22 protein-coding genes are annotated in these 22,275 nt (G+C 55.5%); 6 read left to right on the top strand and 16 right to left on the bottom strand.

Annotated features, from left to right (window positions below; genetic code table 11):
• Nucleotides 1–19 precede the first annotated feature (19 nt).
• Nucleotides 20–1,765: a gamma-glutamyltransferase gene (ggt, locus tag GC090_RS01620; RefSeq protein ID WP_369974390.1), complete on the bottom strand. Its 1,746-nt coding sequence runs from the start codon at nucleotides 1,763–1,765 to the stop codon at nucleotides 20–22.
• A gap of 207 nt (nucleotides 1,766–1,972) precedes the next feature.
• Here ggt and GC090_RS01615 point away from each other — a divergent pair, with 207 nt between their 5' ends.
• Nucleotides 1,973–2,260 carry a DUF2756 domain-containing protein gene (locus GC090_RS01615; RefSeq protein ID WP_033738183.1) on the top strand — a complete coding sequence of 96 codons (288 nt, stop codon included), beginning with the start codon at nucleotides 1,973–1,975 and terminating at the stop codon, nucleotides 2,258–2,260.
• Here GC090_RS01615 and ugpQ read toward each other — a convergent pair.
• From ugpQ to GC090_RS01565, 10 genes are all read right to left on the bottom strand, one after another.
• On the bottom strand, nucleotides 2,257–3,000 hold the full coding sequence (ugpQ, locus tag GC090_RS01610; RefSeq protein ID WP_164482665.1) for a glycerophosphodiester phosphodiesterase: 744 nt from the start codon (nucleotides 2,998–3,000) through the stop codon (nucleotides 2,257–2,259). The two genes, GC090_RS01615 and ugpQ, sit on opposite strands and share 4 nt — an antisense overlap.
• The gene (locus GC090_RS01605; RefSeq protein WP_033738186.1) at nucleotides 2,997–4,070 is read right to left on the bottom strand and encodes a sn-glycerol-3-phosphate import ATP-binding protein UgpC; all 1,074 of its coding nucleotides are present in this window, start codon (nucleotides 4,068–4,070) and stop codon (nucleotides 2,997–2,999) included. Before GC090_RS01605 ends, ugpQ begins: the two co-directional genes overlap by 4 nt.
• Nucleotides 4,071–4,072: 2 nt before the next feature.
• Nucleotides 4,073–4,918 carry a sn-glycerol-3-phosphate ABC transporter permease UgpE gene (ugpE, locus tag GC090_RS01600; protein WP_039342718.1) on the bottom strand — a complete coding sequence of 282 codons (846 nt, stop codon included), beginning with the start codon at nucleotides 4,916–4,918 and terminating at the stop codon, nucleotides 4,073–4,075.
• Entirely contained in the window at nucleotides 4,915–5,802 is an 888-nt protein-coding gene (gene ugpA, locus GC090_RS01595; RefSeq protein ID WP_006121041.1) for a sn-glycerol-3-phosphate ABC transporter permease UgpA, read from the bottom strand. Before ugpA ends, ugpE begins: the two co-directional genes overlap by 4 nt.
• 55 nt (nucleotides 5,803–5,857) lie before the next feature.
• Nucleotides 5,858–7,174, bottom strand: a complete 1,317-nt coding sequence (gene ugpB / locus GC090_RS01590) for a sn-glycerol-3-phosphate ABC transporter substrate-binding protein UgpB (RefSeq protein ID WP_033738192.1) — start codon at nucleotides 7,172–7,174, stop codon at nucleotides 5,858–5,860.
• Between the two features lie 284 nt (nucleotides 7,175–7,458).
• On the bottom strand, nucleotides 7,459–8,166 hold the full coding sequence (gene livF, locus GC090_RS01585; RefSeq protein ID WP_058701434.1) for a high-affinity branched-chain amino acid ABC transporter ATP-binding protein LivF: 708 nt from the start codon (nucleotides 8,164–8,166) through the stop codon (nucleotides 7,459–7,461).
• 1 nt (nucleotide 8,167) lies between these two features.
• Nucleotides 8,168–8,935, bottom strand: a complete 768-nt coding sequence (livG, locus tag GC090_RS01580; RefSeq protein WP_006121046.1) for a high-affinity branched-chain amino acid ABC transporter ATP-binding protein LivG — start codon at nucleotides 8,933–8,935, stop codon at nucleotides 8,168–8,170.
• Complete coding sequence (locus GC090_RS01575) at nucleotides 8,932–10,203, bottom strand: high-affinity branched-chain amino acid ABC transporter permease LivM (RefSeq protein ID WP_033738194.1); 1,272 nt, start codon at nucleotides 10,201–10,203, stop codon at nucleotides 8,932–8,934. The genes livG and GC090_RS01575 overlap by 4 nt, the downstream gene beginning before the upstream one ends.
• The gene (gene livH / locus GC090_RS01570; RefSeq protein WP_033738195.1) at nucleotides 10,200–11,126 is read right to left on the bottom strand and encodes a high-affinity branched-chain amino acid ABC transporter permease LivH; all 927 of its coding nucleotides are present in this window, start codon (nucleotides 11,124–11,126) and stop codon (nucleotides 10,200–10,202) included. The genes GC090_RS01575 and livH overlap by 4 nt, the downstream gene beginning before the upstream one ends.
• A 128-nt stretch (nucleotides 11,127–11,254) precedes the next feature.
• Nucleotides 11,255–12,379 (bottom strand): branched-chain amino acid ABC transporter substrate-binding protein, encoded by a 1,125-nt coding sequence (locus GC090_RS01565; RefSeq protein WP_006121049.1) that lies wholly within the window; start codon nucleotides 12,377–12,379, stop codon nucleotides 11,255–11,257.
• 401 nt (nucleotides 12,380–12,780) lie between these two features.
• Here GC090_RS01565 and panM point away from each other — a divergent pair, with 401 nt between their 5' ends.
• A complete protein-coding gene (gene panM, locus GC090_RS01560; protein WP_324020734.1) occupies nucleotides 12,781–13,167 on the top strand; it encodes an aspartate 1-decarboxylase autocleavage activator PanM in 387 nt (128 codons plus the stop codon).
• Nucleotides 13,168–13,210: 43 nt separating this feature from the next.
• Here panM and rpoH read toward each other — a convergent pair whose 3' ends face one another.
• From rpoH to ftsY, 4 genes are all read right to left on the bottom strand, one after another.
• On the bottom strand, nucleotides 13,211–14,068 hold the full coding sequence (rpoH, locus tag GC090_RS01555) for an RNA polymerase sigma factor RpoH (RefSeq protein ID WP_006121051.1): 858 nt from the start codon (nucleotides 14,066–14,068) through the stop codon (nucleotides 13,211–13,213).
• Nucleotides 14,069–14,298: 230 nt separating this feature from the next.
• A complete protein-coding gene (gene ftsX / locus GC090_RS01550; RefSeq protein ID WP_033738206.1) occupies nucleotides 14,299–15,282 on the bottom strand; it encodes a permease-like cell division protein FtsX in 984 nt (327 codons plus the stop codon).
• The gene (gene ftsE / locus GC090_RS01545) at nucleotides 15,272–15,940 is read right to left on the bottom strand and encodes a cell division ATP-binding protein FtsE (RefSeq protein ID WP_006121054.1); all 669 of its coding nucleotides are present in this window, start codon (nucleotides 15,938–15,940) and stop codon (nucleotides 15,272–15,274) included. Before ftsE ends, ftsX begins: the two co-directional genes overlap by 11 nt.
• Nucleotides 15,941–15,945: 5 nt before the next feature.
• Nucleotides 15,946–17,637, bottom strand: a complete 1,692-nt coding sequence (gene ftsY / locus GC090_RS01540; RefSeq protein WP_324020731.1) for a signal recognition particle-docking protein FtsY — start codon at nucleotides 17,635–17,637, stop codon at nucleotides 15,946–15,948.
• Nucleotides 17,638–17,870: 233 nt separating this feature from the next.
• Between ftsY and rsmD the strand changes: the two genes are divergently transcribed.
• Nucleotides 17,871–18,470: a 16S rRNA (guanine(966)-N(2))-methyltransferase gene (rsmD, locus tag GC090_RS01535; protein ID WP_033738212.1), complete on the top strand. Its 600-nt coding sequence runs from the start codon at nucleotides 17,871–17,873 to the stop codon at nucleotides 18,468–18,470.
• The gene (locus GC090_RS01530; RefSeq protein ID WP_006121057.1) at nucleotides 18,460–18,729 is read left to right on the top strand and encodes a DUF1145 family protein; all 270 of its coding nucleotides are present in this window, start codon (nucleotides 18,460–18,462) and stop codon (nucleotides 18,727–18,729) included. Before rsmD ends, GC090_RS01530 begins: the two co-directional genes overlap by 11 nt.
• A gap of 16 nt (nucleotides 18,730–18,745) precedes the next feature.
• Here the strand turns inward: GC090_RS01530 and GC090_RS01525 are convergent, their stop codons facing one another.
• Nucleotides 18,746–19,114: a DUF2500 domain-containing protein gene (locus tag GC090_RS01525; protein WP_324020729.1), complete on the bottom strand. Its 369-nt coding sequence runs from the start codon at nucleotides 19,112–19,114 to the stop codon at nucleotides 18,746–18,748.
• A 152-nt stretch (nucleotides 19,115–19,266) separates the two neighbouring features.
• Between GC090_RS01525 and GC090_RS01520 the strand changes: the two genes are divergently transcribed.
• Together GC090_RS01520 and GC090_RS01515 are read left to right on the top strand one after the other, a co-directional pair.
• Entirely contained in the window at nucleotides 19,267–19,896 is a 630-nt protein-coding gene (locus GC090_RS01520) for a lysoplasmalogenase (protein ID WP_033738214.1), read from the top strand.
• Between the two features lie 87 nt (nucleotides 19,897–19,983).
• A complete protein-coding gene (locus GC090_RS01515; RefSeq protein ID WP_324020727.1) occupies nucleotides 19,984–22,272 on the top strand; it encodes a zinc/cadmium/mercury/lead-transporting ATPase in 2,289 nt (762 codons plus the stop codon).
• The last annotated feature ends 3 nt before the right edge of the window (nucleotides 22,273–22,275 follow it).

Here is a 22,275-nt window from a genome sequence, read left to right as displayed (position 1 = left end):
AGAAGGCTGCCCACCGATATCAATAACCGGCACTCAGATCGCCCACCGTGCGGGGATCAGACGCACCGTACAGCGTACCGTCAGGACCAATCATAATACTTTGTGTACTGCCCATGGCCGGTTGCACTTTAACGTGTTGCCCTTTCGCTTCGAGTAAGCGCAACGTATCCGGGCTGAAGCCCTTCTCAACCCGTAACTGATCGGGCAGCCACTGGTGATGGAAACGCGGCGCATTGGTCGCCTCTGCCACGTTCATGCCGTAATCAATGCTGTTCACGACCATTTGTAATACCGTGGTGATAATGCGACTGCCGCCCGGGCTACCGGTAACCAGCCAGGTTTTTCCGTCCTTCGCAACGATAGTCGGTGACATTGAGGATAACGGACGTTTGCCAGCCTGCACCGCGTTGGCTTCCCCGCCCACCAGCCCATATACATTCGGCGTGCCCGGTTTGGCCGAGAAATCATCCATCTGGTTGTTCATCAGAATGCCGCTGTTACCCGCTACGATGCCACTGCCGAAGTTAGTGTTTAAGGTGTAGGTTACCGCAACCGCATTGCCGCTTTTGTCCACCACAGAGAAGTGAGTGGTTTGATTACTTTCGTAAGGGGCCAGTTTACCGGGCTTAATATCACTGGATGGCCGTGCCTTCGCCAGATCGATTTGCTGTGCCAGCGATTTGGCATAGGCTTTGCTGGTCAGCGCCTGCCACGGGACTTTGACGAAGTCTGGATCGCCCAGATACTCGGAACGATCGGCATAGGCATACTTCTCTGCTTCAGCCATGACCTGCATGGCGTCGGCGCTGCCAAAACCCATTTTTCCCAGATCGAAATTTTCCAGGATATTCAGGATCTGCACGATATGAATACCGCCCGATGAGGGTGGTGGCATCGAGAAGACCTCATAGCCCCGGTAAGTGCCGCTGATCGGCTTACGCTCTACCGCATGATAGGCCGCGAGATCGGCTTTCGTTATCAGGCCGCCATGCTGCGCCATCTCGGCCGCAATCTGATCGGCAATCTTGCCTTTATAAAACGCATCCGGGCCTTGTTGTGCGATCAACTGCAGGCTGTGAGCCAGATTCTTTTGTACCAGACGTTCGCCTTTCAGCCAGGGCGTGCCATCCGGTTTGAAGAAAATAGCTTTACTGTTGGGATGGGCGAGCAGGACTTCCTTGCCATAGGTGTTAAGATCGTCCGCCAGCGCATCATTCACGATAAACCCGTCGCGCGCCAGTTTGATGGCAGGTGCCAGCAGTTTATTCAGCGGCAGCGTACCGTATTTGTTCACCGCCAGCGCAAAGCCAGCCACGGTGCCAGGCGTGCCTGAAGCCAGCGGTGACGTTAGAGAAAGCTTACTGTCGGCGTTGCCTTGCTTGTCCAGGAACATATCGCGCGTGGCCGCCGCCGGGGCCATTTCACGAAAATCGATCGCCGTGGTCTGTCCTGATGCCGTTCGCAACAGCATAAATCCACCGCCGCCCAGGTTGCCCGCCTGCGGATGCGTCACTGCCAGCGCGAAGCCAACCGCCACAGCGGCATCGACCGCGTTACCGCCCTGACGCAGGATATCCACGCCCACATTGGTGGCCAGCGCATCGACTGACGCTACCATGCCGTTATGGGCTTTGACCGGATGAAACGTATCGCTGTCTACGCCATAGGAGACGGGCGGCGCCTGAACCGGTGCGGCATTTGCCCCCGTAACAACAGTAAAACTCATTAGTAGTGACCAGCTCAGCTGGCGTAACCTGGCTTGCATCATCATTCCGTTCCCACCTTCACGGTTATTTACATTTCTTTATCCTTTATGTAACTGACTACAAACAAAGCCGAATATCAAGGATTAACGCAAATTCAGTGCACTCCTGGAGCAGTAATCTGAACCAGCGCATAAACTTACGCTAACGACCACATGACCTGCTTCAGGCATGCACACACAGCACCGGTCGTTTACTGGAGGATTAAAATGAAAAAGTGGCTTATGGTTTTCGCCGCCCTGCTGCCGTTAACCGGCATGGCGAACATGCTGAACAGCACGAATGATCCCAACAAGCCTGGCTATAATCCCAGCCAGCAACGCATGCAGACCCAGATGCTTAACCAGTCGCAGCAACAGCAGACGAAGTTACAGCAGGACCAGCAGCGTCAGAATCAGGACGTACAGCGGAAGTTGCAGGAGCAGCGGGATAGTGCCCAGCAGCGCGTGATCAAATCGCAGCCGGGCCAGCAGCAGAACCAACAGAATATGAACTAGTGAAAATCGGGGCCAATGCTGTCGATGCTGTCGGTACAGATGGCATCGACGCCCCATTTCAGTAATGTCCTTGCCCGTTCCGGGCTGTTCACGGTATACACCAAAATACGCAGATCGGCCTCTTTCAGCTCAGCGACTCTGGCCTCAGTGAGGACTTTGTGATTCAGGTGAATTGAAGTGCAGTCCAGCGCCCGCGTCTTCTCCTGCCATGCGTTATCCCAGTGATGAGATAACAGGCCGCGCGGCAGTTGTGGTTCGGCCTGCATGGCCGCTTCCAGTGCCACAAAGGAGAACGAGGATAGAAGAGGAAGAGGTTGCCCCTGCCACAGCGTGGCAGCGGCCTGCGCAATGGCGCGTCCGGTTTCGGCGTCGGTCCCTGTGGTCGGTTTAATTTCGATATTGGCCATCAAACCATGCTGACGGCAGCGTGCCGCGACCTCATCCAGTCGGGCCAGCTTTTCGCCCTGAAAGGCCGCGCTGAACCAACCGCCCGCATCAAGCTGCGACAGCTTGTCCCACGGGAGCTCGCCCGCAATGCCCCAGCCGTCGCTGGTGCGATCTAACGTATCGTCATGCAGCAGAAAAATGTGCGCATCTGCCGAGAGTTTGGCATCAAACTCAATCATCAGATGTCCGTATTTTGCGCCAACGTCAATCGCAGCAAGGGTATTTTCAGGTGCCAGCTTGCCACCACCACGATGGGCGACAATGCGCGGATAGGGCCATTGCTTTTTACTCATTCCAGACGCTTCCCGTGACTTGAATCGAAGAAATGTAACGCCTCAACAGGCAGATGCAGCCACAGGGTGCTGCCTGCTTCCGGGCGCTCGCTATGGGGTAAGCGTACCACTAAACGTGCCTCACCGATGCGACCGTGTGCCAGATTGTCGGCACCCAGCATCTCAAGCGTCTCAACACGGAAGGGAATGCCGCCCTGCTGCTGGCTACTGAGTTGAACATGTTCGGGCCGGATACCGAGCACCACGGGGCGATTGGCCCATTTGGCTTTGCCCTCGCCCACCGGAATAGCGTGGGAGGCATCAACCACAAAGCGAGCGCCATCTTCGCTGAAATTGCCCTGTATCAGACTCATCGCGGGGGAACCCATAAAGGAGGCCACAAACAGGCTGGCCGGGCGCTCGTAAACGTCGACCGGCGTGCCAATCTGTTCCAGCACGCCTTTGTTCATCACCATCACACGCTGGGCCAGCGTCATCGCTTCAACCTGATCGTGCGTCACATATAAGCTGGTCGTTTGCAGACGGCGATGCAGTTGCTGAAGCTCAAGGCGCATTTGTACGCGCAGGCGCGCATCCAGGTTAGAGAGCGGCTCGTCGAACAAAAACACGGCGGGTTCACGCACGATGGCGCGCCCCATGGCCACGCGCTGGCGCTGTCCACCGGATAACTCACGTGGACGGCGCGTTAACAGATGATCCAGCTCCAGGCTCCGTGCCGCATCCAGCACGCGTTGGCGAATATGCTCTTTACTCATCCCACGAATTCTGAGGCCGTAAGCCATATTTTCTTCGACGGACATATGGGGATAAAGTGCGTAGTTCTGGAACACCATGGCAATGCCGCGATCCTTGGGCTCCTCATGCGTGACGCGTTTATCGGCGATATAAATATCGCCGGACGTGACGCGCTCCAGTCCGGCCACCATGCGCAACAGCGTGGATTTGCCACAACCCGAAGGGCCTACCATCACCATAAACTCGCCGTCATTGATCGTAACGTTGAGCGGCTGGATGATTTGATTTTTACCGTCGTAAGATTTGGTCACCGCCTGAAGGGTTACGCCTGCCATCACTATTTCTCACTCTCAACCAGACCACGCACGAAGGCGCGCTGCATAACAAACACCACCACCACGGGTGGAATCAGGGTTAATAACATTGCGGCCATCACTTCGTTCCACTGCGTTGGCGAACCGTTGGTAGAGATCATGCTTTTAATCCCCGCCACGGCCGTGCCCAGGCTGGCGTTATCAATGATTAATAATGGCCAGAGGTACTGGTTCCAGCCATAGATAAACGTGATAACGAACAGCGCCGCCAGATTGGTTTTTGACAAGGGCAGCACGATGTCCCAAAAAAAACGCATCGCGCTGGCACCGTCAATGCGCGCGGCTTCAATGAGCTCATCCGGCAGCGACATAAAGAACTGCCGGAACAGGAAAGTGGCCGTCGCGGAGGCCATCAAGGGCAGTGTCAGGCCGCTGTAGCTGTCCAGCATGTTGAGATCGGCAATCACCTGCACCGTTGGGAAAATGCGCACTTCGACCGGCAGCATCAGGGTGATAAAGATCATCCAGAAGAACAGTGAGCGCAGGGGGAAGCGAAACCACACCAGGGCAAAAGCGGACAGAATCGACACCAGAATCTTACCGACGGTGATACCCAGCGCCATGATAACGCTGTTCATCAGCATCAGGCTAAAGGCCGGACCGTTGCCGTTCACGCCCTGCGTCCAGATATGCGAAATGTTTTCCCACAGGTGAGTACCGGGAATCAGCGTCATCGGGACGTTATAGACGGCGTCGTTATCCAGCGTGGCGGCCACAAAGGCCACATAGAGTGGAAACAGGATGGTCAGAATACCCAGCACCAGGACGACATGGCTGAAAATGTCCAGCCCGCGACGATTTTCAATCATTGATATTGCACCTTACGCTCGACGAAGCGGAACTGAATGACGGTCAGCGCGATAACCAACAGCATCAACACCACGGACTGCGCAGCAGATGAGGAGAGATCCAGACCGGTAAAGCCTTCACGATAAATCTTATAGATGAGCGTCGTCGTCGCCTGGACCGGGCCACCGCCTGTCGCGGCATCAATGACCGGGAACGTATCGAAGAAGGCATAAATCAGGTTGACCACCAGCAGGAAAAAACTCACCGGGGTAATCAACGGAAGCGAAATAGAGAAGAACCGACGCACCGGCCCTGCCCCATCAATGGCGGCGGCTTCGACCAGCGACTTTGGTATCGACTGTAACGCGGCAAAAAAGAACAGGAAGTTGTAGCTCATCTGCTGCCACACTGAAGCCAGCACCACCAGGAACATAGCCTGGCCGCTGTTCTGTGCGAAGTTCCAGTTATAGCCCATGTGGTTAAGCAGGTAGCTCAGCAACCCCAGGCCGGGACTGAACAGAAACATCCACAATACGGCCGCGATCACCGGTGCCACCGCATAAGGCAACAGCAGCAACATCTGATAGAGCTTGCGCAGGCGCACGACGTAGTCCACCAGCGCCGCCAGGAGCAATGAGGACACCATGCCAAAAAAGGCGACCATGCTGCTGAACTTGATGGTGGTCCAGAAGGTGTCCAGATAAAGCCCGTCGGAAAAGAGCCGTTCAAAGTTCGCCAGACCCACAAAGGTGCTGGAGATGCCGAAAGGATCCAGGTTTTGCAGTGAATACCACAACGCTTCACCCGCTGGCCAGACAAAGAAAATAGCGGTGATCAGGAGTTGCGGCAGCACCAGCAAATAGGGTAACAGGCGATTACGAAACACCGGGCGAGATGGAGACATAACGTTCTCTGACTTGGGTGAAAAAAGGCCAGCCGGAGCTGGCCTGCAGAACGGATTATTTATTCTGTTGCTCGAAACGACGCAGCAGCTCATTACCCCGCTTCACGGCGTTATCTAACGCAGCCTGCGGTGTCTGCTTGCCGGTCCAGACGCTTTCTAACTCTTCATCCAGGATGGTACGAATCTGCGGCATATTCCCCAGACGCATGCCTTTGGTGTAAGGCAACGGCGGCTTGTTCATCATCTGGCGAATCGCAATATCCGCACCTGGGTTTTTCTCGTAGAAGCCTTCTTTCTTCGTCAGCTCATACGCGGCGGTAGTAATAGGCAGGTAGCCCGTTTTCTGGTGCCATTCCGCGGCAATTTTTGGCTCGGTAAGGAACTTCATAAATTCCGCCGCGCCTTTGTAGGTATTGGCATCTTTGCCTTTCATCACCCACAGGCTGGCACCGCCGATAATCGCGTTCTGCGGGGCATTCGGAATATCCGCATCGTAAGGCATCATGCCGACGCCGTAATGGAATTTGGCGTAATGGCGGATATCGGCCAGTGAACCTGACGAGGCCGTGGTCATGCCACAGTCACCGTTATAGAACTTCGCGGTGGATTCATCTTTACGACCAAAATAGGTGAAATCACCTTTCTTGTTCATGTCTTCCAGCAACTGGATATGACGAACCTGCGCCGGTTTATTGAATTCCAGTACCGCATCGGTGCCGTCGAATCCGTTATTTTTGGTGGCCACCGGCAAACCGTTCCAGGCGCTGAAGTTCTCAATCTGAATCCACCCCTGCCAGCCGCTGGCATAGCCACAGCTCATGCCTGATTTACGCAGTGCATCGGCATCTTTTGCCAGTTCCTGCCAGGTTTTGGGTGGCTGATCCGGGTTTAAACCGGCTTTTTTAAACGCATCTTTGTTGTAGTACAGCACAGGCGTGGAGCTGTTGAACGGTTGCGAGATCAGCTGGCCTTTTGAATTGCTGTAGTAAGCCGCGACCGCAGGAACAAACTGCTTCTCGTCCATTGAAATGCCCGCGTCTTTAAAGACCTGATAAACAGGCACAATGGCTTTAGAGGCCATCATGGTGGCGGTGCCCACTTCGTAAACCTGTAACAGCGCGGGCGCTTTTCCGGTGCGGACCGCGGCGATACCTGCCGCCAGACTTTGTTCGTAGTTCCCTTTGTACACAGGGACGATTTTGTAGTCAGGGTGTTCCTGGTTAAAACGTTGTGCCAGTGAGTCAACTTCTTTGCCTAACTCGCCTTCCATTGAGTGCCAGAAAGGGATCTCAGTGACGGCCAGTGCATTACCACTGATCGCCAGACCGAGCAGGGCGCTCATCAGGCTACGACGAAAAGTAACAACGGACATAGGATTTTCCTGTTCAGGTAGGTACGCGCGCTATCACGCATTTTTTGCTCGCGAAGTAACATGACATGTGGAAATGACGGAAAAATAACAGTCAGATGACGGAAAAATGACGACAGAATGTCAGGATATGACAGTGATAAGCGCGTTTAATGGACCGGAAAGCACCGGGCTGAACCGCGCTGCTGAAGCAGGGATAAGTATGTGCCGTAAGGGAAGGAAAATCCGCCGGGTGACAGCCCGGCACAGAGCCTGCAGTCACCCGGCGTAGATGATGGCGGGGAAACCTAGGCGCCCAGATAGGCGCTGCGCACGGCTTCATTCGACAGCAGTGCCGCACCGCTGTCCTCCAGCACGACATGACCATTTTCCAGTACGTAGCCCCGATCGGCCAGCTTCAGCGCCTGGTTCGCGTTCTGTTCAACCAGGAAAATCGTCATACCTTCGCTGCGCAGTTGCTCAATCGTGTCAAAAATCTGCTGGATAATAATCGGCGCCAGACCCAGAGAAGGCTCATCGAGTAACAGCAGGCGCGGCTGGCTCATCAACGCGCGGCCGATGGCGAGCATTTGCTGTTCACCGCCCGACATGGTGCCCGCACGCTGCACCTTACGCTCTGCCAGACGTGGGAACAGAGTGTAAACGCGATCGATGCGCGCCAGATACTCCGGGCGACTGGCAAAAAAACCGCCCATGGCCAGGTTCTCTTCCACCGTCATGCGTGAGAACACGCGGCGACCTTCGGGCACGATGGCAATCGCCTCACGCATAATGCGCGCCGTTTGCCAGTCGGTAATGGTTTTGCCGTCAAACGTGATCGTACCGCTGGTGGCGCGCGGCTCGCCGCATAATGTGCCCAGCAAAGTGGTTTTGCCTGCACCGTTTGCGCCGATCAGGGTGACGATTTCGCCCTGATCGATATGCAAACTGACATTATGCAGCGCCTGAATTTTGCCATAGTGCGCACTGACGTTATCAATGGTTAACATGGCCATATTACGCCTCTCCTAAATAGGCACGGATCACATCCGGATTATTACGAATCTCTTCCGGCGTGCCGTTCGCCAGTGGCGTGCCCTGATTCACCACATAAATACGGTCAGAAATGCCCATTACCAGCTTCATATCGTGCTCAATCAACAAAACGGATACCTTATGCTCGCCTCGTAACTCGGCGATCAGCGCATCCAGCTCATGCGTCTCTTTCGGGTTAAGTCCGGCTGCCGGTTCATCCAGCATTAGAATCTCCGGCCGCGTCACCATGCAGCGGGCGATCTCCAGTCGGCGCTGCTGACCGTAAGCCAGATTACCGGCCTGGCGATTCGCCATATCGAGTAAGCCAACCCGCTCAAGCCAGGTGGCAGCGCGATCCAGCGCCTCGCCTTCACTGCGGCGAAAAGCCGGGGTTTTCAGCAGCCCCGCAAACACGCCACTTTTCAGGTGCTGGTGCTGGGCGACTAACAGGTTTTCAATCACCGTCATTTCGCGGAATAAACGGACGTGCTGGAAGGTCCGCACGATCCCCATACGGGCGATCTTCTGTCCGGGAAGGCCAGTCAGGTTCTTGTCGCGTAAGGTGATACTGCCGCCCGTTGGCTTATAAAAGCCGGTCAGGCAGTTAAACACGGTGGTTTTACCCGCACCGTTTGGACCAATAAGCGACACAATTTCCTGGGGGCGCAATTCCAGTTTAACGTTGTTCACGGCTAACAGACCGCCGAAGCGCATCATCAGGCCTTCAACGGCTAATAAAGGCTGACTCATGCCTGTTCTCCTTGTTTACCCTGACGCAGTTTCAGGTGCGGTCGTTTCATCGGCAGTAAGCCTTGCGGACGCCAAATCATCATCAGCACCATCAGCGCCCCCAATACCAGCATGCTGTATTCGTTGAGGTCGCGCATCAGCTCACGCGAAACCACCAGCAAAATGGCGGCCAGAATAACGGCAAACTGCGAGCCCATTCCGCCCAACACCACGATAGCCAGAACAAAAGCGGACTCGACAAAGGTAAAGGACTCCGGACTGACAAAGCCCTGGCGAGCAGCAAACAGCGTCCCCGCGAAGCCAGCAAAGACGGCGCTGATAGTAAACGCGGTCAGCTTAATGCGGGTCGGGCTCAAGCCCAGCGAACGACAGGCGATCTCATCTTCACGTAACGCTTCCCATGCCCGACCCAGCGGCATGCGCAGCAGGCGGTTGATCACAAACAGCGTCAGCACCACCAGCAACAACGCCACCAGATAGAGGAATATCACCCGGTCGTTAGGATCGTACTTCATGCCAAAGACATCGTGAAACGTGCCCCATCCCCCCTCGCTGACGCGACGGCCAAACTCCAGGCCAAAAAAGGTGGGCTTAGGAATCTGAGCAATTCCATTTGGACCGCCGGTGATTGCCGTGTTATTGAGCAGCAGAATACGGACGATTTCGCCGAAGCCGAGCGTGACAATAGCCAGATAGTCACCGCGCAAGCGCAGCACCGGGAAGCCGAGCATCAGGCCAAATGCGCCCGCAACCAGGCCCGCCAGCGGCAGGCTTTGCCAGAAACCAAAACCATAGTAATGATTAAGCAGCGCGAAGGTATACGCGCCAATGGCATAGAAACCACCGTAGCCCAGCACCAGCAGACCCGACAGCCCTACGACCACGTTCAGTCCCAGACCCAGCATGATGTAGATCAGTGTCAGGGTGGCAATATCGACGCTGCCGCGTGTAACCAGGAACGGCCAGATAACCGCCGCGGCGATCATCAAGCCCATAATGGCTTTTTGCTTTGGCGTTGAGCCGTCGAAGCCCGGCAGCACCAGGCCACCACCGCTACGTGTCAGCTTGCCCTGAAACAGCGGACGTAGCAGTTGAAACAAAAACACAACGGCACAACCGATGAATATCCAGTTCCAGCGCACGCTGCCGGCATTCACTATCTGTAGCTGCGTACCATTCAGATCGAGGCGCATTCCCATAAAGAAGGCCGCCAGCACCAGCAGCATGACCGCTGAAACAATCGCATTGACCAGACCAAGGCGTTTCATACTTTCTCCACCTCCGGGCGGCCCAGAATACCGGTAGGCATGACCAGCAGCACCACAATCAGTAAGGCAAACGACACCACATCTTTGTATTCGGTGGAGAGATAAGCCGAGGTCAGCGCTTCGGCAATGCCCAGCACCAGCCCGCCAATCATCGCGCCGGGAATACTGCCGATGCCGCCCAGGACCGCCGCAGTAAAGGCTTTCATCCCCGCCATAAAGCCGATAAACGGGTTAATCGAGCCATAAAACTGCCCCAACAGCACGCCCGCAACCGCCGCCATCGCCGCACCAATCACAAAGGTCAGCGAGATCACCCGGTCAGTATTAATGCCCAGCAGGCTGGCCATTTTGAGGTCTTCCGCACAGGCGCGGCAGGCGCGTCCCATGCGGGAATAACGGATAAACAGGGTCAGGGCCAGCATTGCCAGGAACGTGACCACCCAAATTACGATCTGCATCGTCGACAGCGTGGCGGCAAAGCCGTTGCTTTCGCCCAGCGTCCACTGGCCGGTGATTAAGCTCGGCAGGGCAAGGTCACGTGAACCCTGCGTCAGGCTGACGTAGTTTTGCAGAAAGATGGACATTCCGATGGCGGAGATCAACGCAATCAGACGCTTGGATGCCCGTACGGGACGATAAGCCACCCGTTCGATGCTCCAGCCATAGGCACTGGAGATGATAACGGCCATAACAAAACCGGCGGCAATCATGAGCCAGCCGGTATCAATACCCATCATCATCAGGGCTGCAATAACCATAAAAGAGACATAGCTGCCGATCATATAGACTTCGCCATGGGCGAAGTTAATCATACCGATAATGCCGTAAACCATGGTGTAACCGATGGCGATCAGCGCGTAGGTGCTCCCCAGAGTCACCCCGTTGAACATCTGCTGAATAAAATAGAGAAACTGCTCGGACATAGTGAGGACCTGCTCAGAAACCAGAAAACCCCTCTCCTGCTGCCAGAAGAGGGTTAGCCAGGCGATGGCGCGTCAGTCACGCCTTCTCCTGCTTCCCCGCTGTCGTACGACGGGGAAGAATCAGTGCCTTATTTAACTGCGGTAGACGAACCGTCTTTGTGCCATTTGAAGACGCCAAACTCGAAGCCTTTCAAATCGCCTTTCTGATCCCAGCTCAGGTCGCCCATCACTGTCGGAACCGGTGCGCCGGTTTTCAGGTTCTTCGCAATCGCATCCGGCTCATCGCTCTTACTGCGCTCCATGCCGGTCACCAGAGACTGGATAGCCGCATAGGTTGTCCAGACAAACGGGCCGGTAGGATCTTTACGGTTAGACGCGCTATTCGCTTTGATGGCGTCTACGATGGCCTTGTTCTGAGGCAGCTGGTCGTAACGTTTTGGCAGGGTTACGTAGAGCCCTTCTGAGGCGTCGCCCGCAATGTTAGACAGCGAGGCGTTGCCCACACCTTCTGGCCCCATAAAGCCTGCTTTCAGTCCTGCCGCTTTTGCCTGACGCAGAATCTGGCCCAGCTCCGGGTAATAACCACCGTAATAAACAAAGTCGACGTTTTCTTTCTTCAGTCGCGCAATCAGCGTTGAGAAATCTTTATCGCCCGCAGTGATCCCTTCAAACATCACCACGTTGCCGCCTTTCGCTTTCAGGGTTTTCTGTACCGATTCTGCCAGACCCTGGCCGTATTGCTGCTTGTCGTGCACCACAGCAATGCGTTTTGGCTTGATGACATCCAGAATGTAGTTCGCCGCAGTTGGACCCTGATCAGAATCCAGACCGGTCGTACGCATCACGTCGGCATAGCCGCGTGCAGTCAGTTCTGGCGCGGTAGCCGCAGGCGTAATCATCAGCACGCCTTCATCGTTATAGATATCTGATGCAGGCTGCGTAGAGGAGGAGCACAGGTGACCGATAACATATTTAATACCGTCATTGATGACCTTGTTAGCCACCGCAACCGCCTGTTTCGGGTCACAGGCATCGTCATATTCGACACCAACCAGTTTGTCGCCGTTTACGCCACCTTTGGCATTGATGTCTTTAATCGCCTGTGCGGCGCCGGTAAATTCCATATCACCATATTGCGCGACCGGGCCAGTAGCGGCACCTACGATAGCGATCTTAATGTCTTTCGCCATTGCCGCATGGCTCATCGCCAATGCAATGCATCCTGCCAGTAACGCGCGACCTGTCATTTTCATGCGAACTACCCCATCAGTTATGTCGTGTTTGTTGTGAGTGGTTTTATTTTTGCCAGATAAAGGGGAAAACTGATTTAACAATAAGGAGTTAGCACGCTTTTCTGGCTTTTATTAATAATAAGGCTTTATATTTCAGTCTATTAAACAGGAAGTTTATTCTGTAAAGCAACTGACATATTCATGATTCGCGGCCAAAAGCAGCATAATCAACTGGATGCAATGCGCGGCTTTTGTTCACCAGGCCAGCACGTTATGCTGGCTTTAAATGCTGACTACCTGTTTATAACTATTATCCTGGCACTCTGTCGCTGTTTTGACCTGTTTTATTGCGTAAAATGTGCCGGGGTTCTGATTACGGGAATTGACTACACTTTCGGCTTTTACACGGACAGGTGTTTGTTATGAAGCTTACTATTTTGCGGTTGACCACTCTAACGCAGCAGGATCGGATCGATCTGGGGAAAATCTGGCCTGAGAGGGATTTGGCCACGCTGGAAAACGCGTTAAATGAAAATCACCGCCTTTATGTCGCACGCTTCAACGACCGTTTGCTGGCGGCGTTACAGTTAGAGATAGCCGGTATCCACGGTAAAGTGCATCATCTTTCCGTCAGAGATGTCACGCGACGTCGCGGTGTCGGGCAATATTTGCTGGAAGACACGATGAAGCAGAACCCATCGCTGGAGGACTGGTGGATTGCTGATGACGGTAGCGAAGATCAACGCGTTCGGGCGGCGTTTATGCAGGCCTGTGGATTTCGTGCGCAGGTTGATGGCTGGGTAAAATAAATCGCGGGCAATAAAAAGGGCGACCTGAGGTCGCCCTGTCTCGTCAGGCTTCGATAGCCATTCGGAGTTTTTTCATCGCGTTCTTCTCAAGCTGTCGGACACGCTCAGCAGAAACACCATATTGATCGGCCAGTTCCTGCAGGGTGGTTTTGTTGTCTTCGTCCAGCCAGCGGGCACGGATAATATGCTGGCTGCGCTCGTCCAGCCCTTCCATTGCATAAGTCAGCTTATCGGCTGCATGCGATTCCCAGTTGTCCTCTTCGATGCCGTCCGCAAAGTCAGAGGTTTTATCCTGGAGATACAGCACCGGCGCCATGGATTTTCCTTCGCCGCTTTCATCGTCAGCGGACATATCGAAGGTCATATCCTGAGCCGCCATGCGCGATTCCATTTCTCGCACATCTTTGCTGCTCACGCCCAGCTCACGCGCCACCATCTCGACTTCATCCTGGTTAAACCAGCCCAGACGCTGCTTGGTTTTACGCAGGTTAAAGAACAGCTTGCGCTGTGCCTTAGTGGTCGCCACTTTCACGATGCGCCAGTTACGCAGCACATACTCGTGAATTTCTGCTTTGATCCAGTGAACGGCAAAGGACACCAGACGAACACCCACTTCAGGATTGAAGCGACGAACGGCTTTCATCAAGCCAATGTTACCTTCCTGGATCAGGTCAGCCTGAGGCAGGCCATAGCCAGAATAGTTACGAGCGATATGAACAACAAAGCGTAGGTGAGACAGGATCAGCGTCTTTGCCGCATCCAGATCGCCCTGGTAATGCAGCCGTTCAGCCAACGCTTTTTCCTCTTCTGCCGACAGCATCGGCCAGGTGTTGGCAGCCCGAACGTAAGATTCCAGGTTGCCCAGAGGAGCAATAGCTAAAGTTTGCATTTCTTTGGTCATTCAAACCCTCACAAAATCAGTGGAATTGCCGCATCTTTCCATAAGCGCACGTCACATTATGTCAACGTCGCAGGAAAACCAAAAGCAATCTGTGCTACTTAGAAAACAAAGTTATCCACAAGTTCAATTATAGCAGTGAATATTTTACACACAGATGACAGCAGGGCAAGATCCTCTGCGCCCACTGTCGGCAGCAGAGGATGATTATAACAAAAAAATGTTGCAGCGCTTTACTGGGGCGTAAATCGACGTAAATGTTGTACGGTTGCCAGCCAGGCGGCAATCCAGCCGATAATGGCGGCGATGAGCAACAGCAGTAACGCCTCATCCCAGGAAAACCCTTCCAGAGAGAAGGTGGTGCCAAATACCGACGCCACCTGAGCCACAACAGACTGCAGGCGCAGCACCAGCACTTCAGACAGGATCAGGGAAAGTACCGCGCCACTGAACCCGAGTAACGCGCCACCATACAGGAACGGCCGCAGGATAAATCCATCCGTTGCCCCGATCAGCTTCTGAACGTTGATCGTATCGCGGCGGGCAAAAATACTCAGCCTGACGCTGTTACCAATCACGAGGAAGACCGCCACGATCATCAGGATACCGATCATCGACGCAATTTGACCGACCAGGCCGGTCAGCGCCGCCAGACGGGCAAACCAGCTGTCATCCATCCGTACCTCATCGACGCCCTGCACTTTCGCCACTCTGTCGCGTAACGTTTGCATGGTGTCCGAATTCTGGAAGTTGAGCTTTGGCGTAATGATAACGACAGCAGGCAGCGGATTCTGTTCCAGCATGTCCATCGCGCCGCCGAAGCCTGACCAGTTGCGGAATTCATTCAGGGCTTCTTCACGCGTCAGATAGTTAACGTGATCCACGCCCTCAACCTGTTTCAGTTGCGCGGTCACATTCTCAGCAGCCGTATCATCCAGCGTTTTTGAGAGATACACCGTCAGCTGCGGCGCGGGATACCACTGCGAAGCCGCCTGGCTGACGTTTTTCCACACCATATAGCAGACGCTGGGCAGCGTCAGGGAAATCGCAATCACCATCACTGTCAGCAACGTCGCCAGCGGCTGACGCCACATATCTGACAGCGTACCGCGTAGCGCGTAGCGCCACTGTTCCTGCCAGCCACCGCGTAACGCTTTACTCTTTGACGGTTGCTTCGCCTTCGGGGCTGCCGCGCGTTTGTTGCGTTTATTGACCATCGTGGCCTCCGTGCAGGCGTCCTTTATTCAGCGTCATTACCCGATAATTGCGGCGACCAATAAGGGCAACATCATGCGTCGCCATCAAAACGGTCACACCTACGCGGTTAAACTCTTCAAACAGGCGCAGGATGTCTTCTGACAGCGCCTCATCCAGGTTACCCGTTGGTTCGTCAGCCAGCAGAACGGCGGGCTTATTCACGACGGCACGGGCAATACCGACACGTTGCTGTTCACCGCCGGAGAGCTGAATAGGAAAACTTTTCGCTTTGTCGAGCAGGCCCACTTTATCGAGCGCCGCCGAAACACGACGACGGATATCCTCGCCGCTGGCACCGGAGATGATCAACGGGATGGCCACATTGTCATAAACGCTACGATCCATCAGCAGATGGTGATCCTGAAAGATCATCCCGATCTGACGACGCAGGAACGGCACTTCGCTGTTACGTAGGCGCGAAATATCGTGTCCGCTAAACCAGATTTGCCCGGCGCTGGGGCGCTCAATGCCACAAATCAGCTTCAGCAACGTACTCTTACCTGCCCCGGAGTGGCCGGTCAAAAACGCCATTTCGCCAGGACGCAGATTAAAATCTACGCCCTGCAGCGCCTGACGTCCGCCGAGATATGCCTTACTGACCTCTTCAAAGCGAATCATCCTAATTAGTCCTCTCGGGCAAACAGTGCCTCAATAAAATCCTCGGCCTTGAAGGGCCGTAAATCGTCGATGCCTTCTCCGACACCGATATAACGGATAGGGATGCCAAACTGATCGGCGACCGAGAAAATCACGCCACCTTTGGCTGTCCCATCCAGTTTAGTCAGTGTAATGCCGCTCAGCCCTACCGCTTCATGGAACAGTTTGGCCTGGCTGATGGCATTTTGCCCGGTACTGGCATCCAGGGTCAGCATGACTTCATGTGGCGCCTGCTCATCCAGCTTCTTCATCACACGGGTAATTTTCTTCAGCTCTTCCATCAGGTGCGATTTATTTTGCAAGCGCCCTGCGGTATCCGCGATCAACACGTCAACGCCACGTGATTTGGCCGCCTGGATGGCATCGAAAATCACCGAGGCCGAATCCGCGCCGGTATGCTGCGCGACAACGGGAATGTTGTTGCGCTGGCCCCAGACCTGAAGCTGTTCAACAGCGGCCGCACGGAACGTATCGCCCGCCGCCAGCATCACAGATTTACCTTCTGCCTGATACTGACGTGCCAGCTTGCCGATGGTGGTGGTTTTACCCACGCCGTTCACGCCGACCATTAAGATGACAAACGGGGTTTTACCTTCGACATTCAGCGGTTCATCGACTTTCGCCAGGATCGCCGCCATTTCGCTTTTCAGCAGGCCATAAAGCGCTTCCGCATCGCGCAGTTGCTTACGGTCAGCTTGCTGCGTCAGGCTGGTAATAATGCGCCGCGTCGTTTCCACGCCCACGTCGGCAATCAGCAGTTGTTCTTCCAGTTCTTCGAACAGGTCATCGTCGATTTTCTTGCCACGGAACAGGCTGATAAAACCCGAGCCCAGGTTCTGGCGAGTCTTCACCAGGCTGCGCTTCAGGCGGGCAAAGAATCCCTCTTTGGTGGGGCGCTCCTGTTCCTGCTCGTGCGCTACCAGCGGTGCGGCGGCTAACGGAAGATCGCTGACCGTGTCGTCTGGCGCTGTCGCCCCGGCATCGTGCCCGACAGTTTCAACGTTAACGACATCCGCGTCTCCCAGCGCCAGTGCAGCCAGTTCTTCGTCACTCAACGGCGCATCGTCCGCCTGTTCAGTTTCAGCGATGGCAGCGTCGTGCGGCGCGATATCTGTCACGTCGGCATCCGCCAGCGCCAGCGCGGCCAGCTCATCGTCGCTCAGCGGCGCATCGTCCGCCTGTTCAGTTTCAGCGATGGCAGCGTCGTGCGGCGCGATATCTGTCACGTCGGCATCCGCCAGCGCCAGCGCGGCCAGCTCATCGTCCGCCACAGATACCTGTTCAGGCGCGGATGAGGCAAGCTCAACCTCCGCTGACGGCAGCGCAGTCAGTTCCTCATCGTTGACGTCATCGGCAGGCTCAACGGGCGTGATCATACCGGTATGCGGATCAACCGCCGTTTCAGGCCCGGCTACACGGGCGGTAACCGGTACGTCTTCAGACGTAGCTTCATCACTTTCCTGTTGCTGTTCAACACGGTTTTCAGGTGCGGCACCGCGTTCCTGTTCAGCGGTTTCCGCCTGACTGCGTGCCGGGGCTTCCTGTTCTGGCTGCTGGGCTTCCGGTTGTGCCGTCTGCGCATCCGTTAAGGGTTGTTTCTCTTCTTCTTTGCCAAATCCCAGCCAGGAAAAAAAGCCTCGTTTCTTCTCTTTTGCCATTGTGTAACCACACTCCTCGATGGCTTCATCCCGGTAGCACAATGTTCCCAGGGTTAAAAACAGTATTGGTGATAAACGCCAAAGTGGCGTTAAACCGCAGAATTATGCATAACATCAGCAGCGTCGTAGTCTAACACTTTCCTGGCGGCTCACCACAGCACCCTTTTTTAACGTTTCTTCTCATCGTTTCGCCCGTTAAACTACGCAACAAATTATGACGATTTGTGAGCAAGATGATAAAACCTCCCCGTAAAACAGGTGGTGCGGGCCAAATCCGCATTATTGGCGGACAGTGGCGCGGCCGCAAATTACCGGTGCCAGACAGCGCGGGTCTTCGTCCCACCACCGACAGGGTGCGAGAAACCCTGTTTAACTGGCTGGCACCCCACCTGCAGCAGGCTGACTGCCTGGATTGCTTTGCCGGAAGTGGCGCACTGGGGCTGGAAGCGCTCTCACGCTATGCCGCGTCGGCAACGCTGCTTGAGCTGGAGCGCCCGGTGGCGCAACAGCTGAGCAAAAACCTTCAGACATTGCAGGCCTCAAACGGCAACGTTGTACAAACCAACACCCTGAGCTGGCTGGCGCAGGACGGCCATCCCTTTGGTATCGTGTTTGTCGATCCTCCGTTTCGGCAGGGTTTGCTGGAGCAAACCCTGCAACTGCTGGAAAAAAATAACTGGCTGACAGCGGATGCACTCGTCTACGTTGAAAGCGAAGTGGAAAACGGCCCACCGCCGGTGCCGGTTCACTGGGATTTACATCGCGAAAAAATTGCGGGCCAGGTGGCCTATCGTTTATATCAGCGCCAACAGGAGACGCATGATGTTACTTAATTTAGGACGCCTGCTGATGCTGTGCGTATGGGGTTTTTTACTGTTTAACCTGATTCATCCGTATCCGAAGCCCCTGACCTGGTTCATCAATGTGGCCTTGATATTTATGATCCTGATGCACGGCCTGCAGTTAGTCCTGCTGCGCACGACGCAGGGCAAAGATGCACCACCGCTCGATCGCGCTACCCAGATCAAAGTCTTTTTGTTTGGCGTGTTCGAACTGGTTGCGTGGCAGAAAAAAAATTTCCCACGTAAATAAAGGATAACGGCGGGCGTCACGCACGCCGCCAGTTTCCGGCAGGCGTGAAGCGGATAAAACGCGTGCCCTGAAGTGTCAGCTCGCCTTTCGTGCCCTTGTCCATCAGGTGGTAGTCGCTTTCATTAACGCGCATCTTAATATCGCTTTCGCCATTGAGCGGATGAAACCAGGCCTCATAGCGCATTTCGTCTCCGGCGATCACTTCGCGCTCACGTGAGCGGCGACTGGATACCGAAAACTCACGTTTGGTTTTGACCTCAACCGCGACGGTGCGTACCGGCGAGGCATCGTTGACGGCTGCCTCGCGCCGCTGTTTGATGAACTGGCGTGTCGCGAGTACGGCAATAATGGCCACGACAATAATAAAAAGTAGCGGTGGTTTCATCTTTCCTCAGCGTTTATCCGGTCTCAGATCGTCTTGCATTGCGCGATAAAGCATACAACCAGAGTTGACCGATTGTCACATCGCGCTGGCATAACCTAGACTGACAGGAGTGTTTCAGGAACTGTCACCATTTTGGTAAAAAGGGAGAAGCAATGCTCTGGTCCTTTCTCGCTGTACTTTTCTCCGGCTGGCTGTACGTTGATGCCTCTTACCGGGGCCCGCAATGGCAACGCTGGTTATTTAAACCTGTCACGTTGCTCCTGTTAGTCGGTCTGGCCTGGCAGGCCCCCACACGCAATACATCTGATTACCTGATTGTGGCTGGGTTAGTCGCCACGCTCATCGGCGACACGCTGACGCTGCTCCCGCGGCAACAAATGCTTTATGCGCTGGGCGCGTTTTTCCTGTCGCATCTGCTGTACACGCTGTGTTTTGCGGCCAATATGACGATGACATTTTACTGGCCCATCCCACTGACCTTTCTGATCATCGGGGTAGTTGTGATTGGTGTGCTGTGGAGTAAGCTGGAAACGCTGCGCTGGCCCGTCTGTACGCTGATCGGCATGACGCTGGTCATGAACTGGATGGCCACTGAACAATATGTCTTCCGCCCCAGCGATTACAGCTTCTCAATTCTGGTTGGCTCTGCCCTGCTGCTGCTGGCCAATATCGTGTGGTTTATCAGTCATTATCGCCGCCGTTTCAGCGCCGACAGCGCGATTGTCGCGGCCTGCTACTTTGCCGGTCACTTTATGATCGTCCGCTCCCTGTGGATCTACTGAAAAAAGACACAATAATGCTGGCGTTGGGTTAAACCTCTGGGTGTAAGATAAGCCGTGGGCACGTCGCCCACGTCTTCCGGAGGTTATATGCATCAACATCATGCTTGTGGCTGCGGTAAGCCACGCAATACTCATCGAGCCGCAAAACCACTTTGTGCCATTCGCCCTGTTCGTCCGGGCACCTTATCCATTACTGCGGCCTCTCCTGAAACGACAGAGCACGCCAGCTGCGGCGGCGACTGTAGCTGCTCTGCCGCGTCTGCCGGCGAAGCCAGCGACGAAGGTGACCGACGACGATCCTCTGATGCTTTTCAGTTCAGCTGGCAGGTTAGCGGTATGGACTGCCCCAGTTGTGCCCGCGCAATCGAAACCGCCGTTCGCCAACTCCCTGACGTCCTGCAGGTCCGCGTCGTCTTTTCCAGCGAAAAACTCGTCGTTAATGCCCGTGCCCCGGTTCAGTCTGCAATAGAAGACGCGGTGGTAAAAGCAGGTTTTCATCTCTCCTCAACCTCTGTTTCTGCGCCTGCGCCATCGCCCTGGCGTGCCCGTTTCCCGCTTTTACTGCTTGCTGCGCTCATGGTAGCCAGCGCTGCGCTTACGCAGGTGAATGCCGTTTGGGGCGACCGGTTATTTATTCTGACGACGCTGGTCGGGCTGGTGCCGGTCGCGCGTAAGTCGTGGCAACGTCTGCGAACCGGCTCTGCCTTTACCATTGAAACTCTGATGACCCTGGCGTCGGCAGGTGCGTTATTAATTGGTGCGCATGCGGAAGCCGCCATGGTTCTGCTGCTGTTCCTGTTGGGCGAAAAACTGGAAGCCTATGCCGCAACCCGCGCGCGCAGTGGGGTAAGCCAGCTGATGGCGCTGCGTCCCGAGTTCGCTGTGCGCCTGCAAAATGGAACCCGTAGTGAGGTGCCCCTGTCCGCGTTGCAGCCTGGCGACCGGATCGTAATCGCCGCCGGTGGCCGTTTGCCGGTCGACGGCTGCTTACTGGCGGAAAGCGCCAGTTTCGATGAGAGCGCGCTGACGGGCGAGTCGGTACCGGTGCTGCGTCAGCGTGGCGAAAAAATACTGGCGGGTGCGACCAGCGTTGATCGTCTGGTGGAACTGGAGGTGGTTTCCAGGCCTGGCGAAAGTGCCATTGACCGCATTTTGCAGTTGATTGAGGAAGCCGAAAGTCATCGTGCTCCGGTAGAACGTTTTATCGATAACTTTAGCCGGATTTACACGCCAGCCATCATGCTGCTGGCCCTGCTGGTGATGGTGCTGCCGCCCCTGTTTGGCGCGGGTGCCTGGCTGCCCTGGGTTTATAAAGGCCTGACGCTGCTGTTGATCGGCTGTCCCTGTGCGCTGGTAATCTCCACGCCCGCCGCCATCACGTCCGGACTGGCCGCCGCCGCCCGCCGTGGTGCGCTGATTAAAGGAGGCGCGGCCCTGGAACGGCTGAGCACAGTGCAGACGATCGCGTTCGATAAAACGGGTACGCTGACAGAAGGCCGGCCGCAGTTGACGCGAATTTTGCCGTTCGGCGAGGCTAACGAAGACGCGATTCTGCAATTAGGTGCCGCGGTGGAACAAGGTTCTACCCATCCACTGGCAACGGCGATTGTGGCAGCCGCACAGTCCAGGGCACTGCCGTTTCCGTCTGCCACTCAACAGCAGGCACTGGCGGGAAGCGGTATTCAGGCTGAAGTGGACGGCCAGCGTATAACGTTGCTGGCACCGTCGTACGTCAGCAGCCTGAGCCCGGCGCACCAGGCAATGGTGCATGAGCAGGAAGCCCAGGGCGAAACCCTTGTGATGGTGCTGCGTAATGGCGAGGTGCTGGGGGCGCTGGCCTTACGGGACAAGCTGCGCAGCGAAACCCCCGCCGCCTTGCAGGCCTTAAAAGCGCTTGGCATCAACAGCCTCATGCTGACAGGTGATAACCCGCGGGCGGCCGCTGTCGTCGCCCAACCTTTAGGCATCGGCTGGCATGCCAGCCTGTTGCCAGCCGGTAAGGTGGAGGCGGTTCGTCAGCTCAGTGAGCAGCAGGTGGTGGCGATGGTGGGCGACGGTATCAACGATGCACCAGCCATGAAGGCCGCCACGCTGGGTATTGCGATGGGCAGTGGGACGGATGTCGCGCTGGAAACGGCGGATGCCGCCCTGACGCGCAATCAGCTCAGCAACCTGGCCCCGATGATTGCCCTGGCGCGCCGCACCCGGGCGATTATTCGTCAGAATATTGGTATTGCGCTGGGGCTGAAGGCGCTGTTCCTGGTGACGACGCTGGCGGGGTTAACGGGATTGTGGCTGGCGGTGCTGGCTGATTCCGGTGCCACCGCACTGGTCACGGCAAACGCGTTGCGGCTGTTGCGCACGCGGGATGCATAACCT

Source organism: Pantoea sp. JZ29, from assembly GCF_035190385.1.
GTDB classification, from domain to species: domain Bacteria; phylum Pseudomonadota; class Gammaproteobacteria; order Enterobacterales; family Enterobacteriaceae; genus Pantoea; species Pantoea stewartii.
Note: the sequence above shows the minus strand (reverse complement) of the source record. Positions and strands in the feature narration are given on the sequence as shown.

What these genes read in the sequence shown, in the direction of transcription:
- GC090_RS01520 (WP_033738214.1), top strand. Translation starts at nt 19,267, where the DNA reads ATGCTCTGGTCCTTTCTCGCTGTACTTTTCTCCGGCTGGCTGTACGTT.
- rpoH (WP_006121051.1), bottom strand. Translation starts at nt 14,068, where the DNA reads ATGACCAAAGAAATGCAAACTTTAGCTATTGCTCCTCTGGGCAACCTG.
- GC090_RS01530 (WP_006121057.1), top strand. Translation starts at nt 18,460, where the DNA reads ATGTTACTTAATTTAGGACGCCTGCTGATGCTGTGCGTATGGGGTTTT.
- panM (WP_324020734.1), top strand. Translation starts at nt 12,781, where the DNA reads ATGAAGCTTACTATTTTGCGGTTGACCACTCTAACGCAGCAGGATCGG.
- ggt (WP_369974390.1), bottom strand. Translation starts at nt 1,765, where the DNA reads ATGCAAGCCAGGTTACGCCAGCTGAGCTGGTCACTACTAATGAGTTTT.
- ugpB (WP_033738192.1), bottom strand. Translation starts at nt 7,174, where the DNA reads ATGTCCGTTGTTACTTTTCGTCGTAGCCTGATGAGCGCCCTGCTCGGT.
- ftsE (WP_006121054.1), bottom strand. Translation starts at nt 15,940, where the DNA reads ATGATTCGCTTTGAAGAGGTCAGTAAGGCATATCTCGGCGGACGTCAG.
- livH (WP_033738195.1), bottom strand. Translation starts at nt 11,126, where the DNA reads ATGTCCGAGCAGTTTCTCTATTTTATTCAGCAGATGTTCAACGGGGTG.
- ftsX (WP_033738206.1), bottom strand. Translation starts at nt 15,282, where the DNA reads ATGGTCAATAAACGCAACAAACGCGCGGCAGCCCCGAAGGCGAAGCAA.
- GC090_RS01605 (WP_033738186.1), bottom strand. Translation starts at nt 4,070, where the DNA reads ATGGCAGGCGTAACCCTTCAGGCGGTGACCAAATCTTACGACGGTAAA.
- GC090_RS01615 (WP_033738183.1), top strand. Translation starts at nt 1,973, where the DNA reads ATGAAAAAGTGGCTTATGGTTTTCGCCGCCCTGCTGCCGTTAACCGGC.
- GC090_RS01525 (WP_324020729.1), bottom strand. Translation starts at nt 19,114, where the DNA reads ATGAAACCACCGCTACTTTTTATTATTGTCGTGGCCATTATTGCCGTA.
- livF (WP_058701434.1), bottom strand. Translation starts at nt 8,166, where the DNA reads ATGGCCATGTTAACCATTGATAACGTCAGTGCGCACTATGGCAAAATT.
- ftsY (WP_324020731.1), bottom strand. Translation starts at nt 17,637, where the DNA reads ATGGCAAAAGAGAAGAAACGAGGCTTTTTTTCCTGGCTGGGATTTGGC.
- ugpE (WP_039342718.1), bottom strand. Translation starts at nt 4,918, where the DNA reads ATGATTGAAAATCGTCGCGGGCTGGACATTTTCAGCCATGTCGTCCTG.
- livG (WP_006121046.1), bottom strand. Translation starts at nt 8,935, where the DNA reads ATGAGTCAGCCTTTATTAGCCGTTGAAGGCCTGATGATGCGCTTCGGC.
- GC090_RS01515 (WP_324020727.1), top strand. Translation starts at nt 19,984, where the DNA reads ATGCATCAACATCATGCTTGTGGCTGCGGTAAGCCACGCAATACTCAT.
- GC090_RS01565 (WP_006121049.1), bottom strand. Translation starts at nt 12,379, where the DNA reads ATGAAAATGACAGGTCGCGCGTTACTGGCAGGATGCATTGCATTGGCG.
- rsmD (WP_033738212.1), top strand. Translation starts at nt 17,871, where the DNA reads ATGATAAAACCTCCCCGTAAAACAGGTGGTGCGGGCCAAATCCGCATT.
- GC090_RS01575 (WP_033738194.1), bottom strand. Translation starts at nt 10,203, where the DNA reads ATGAAACGCCTTGGTCTGGTCAATGCGATTGTTTCAGCGGTCATGCTG.
- ugpA (WP_006121041.1), bottom strand. Translation starts at nt 5,802, where the DNA reads ATGTCTCCATCTCGCCCGGTGTTTCGTAATCGCCTGTTACCCTATTTG.
- ugpQ (WP_164482665.1), bottom strand. Translation starts at nt 3,000, where the DNA reads ATGAGTAAAAAGCAATGGCCCTATCCGCGCATTGTCGCCCATCGTGGT.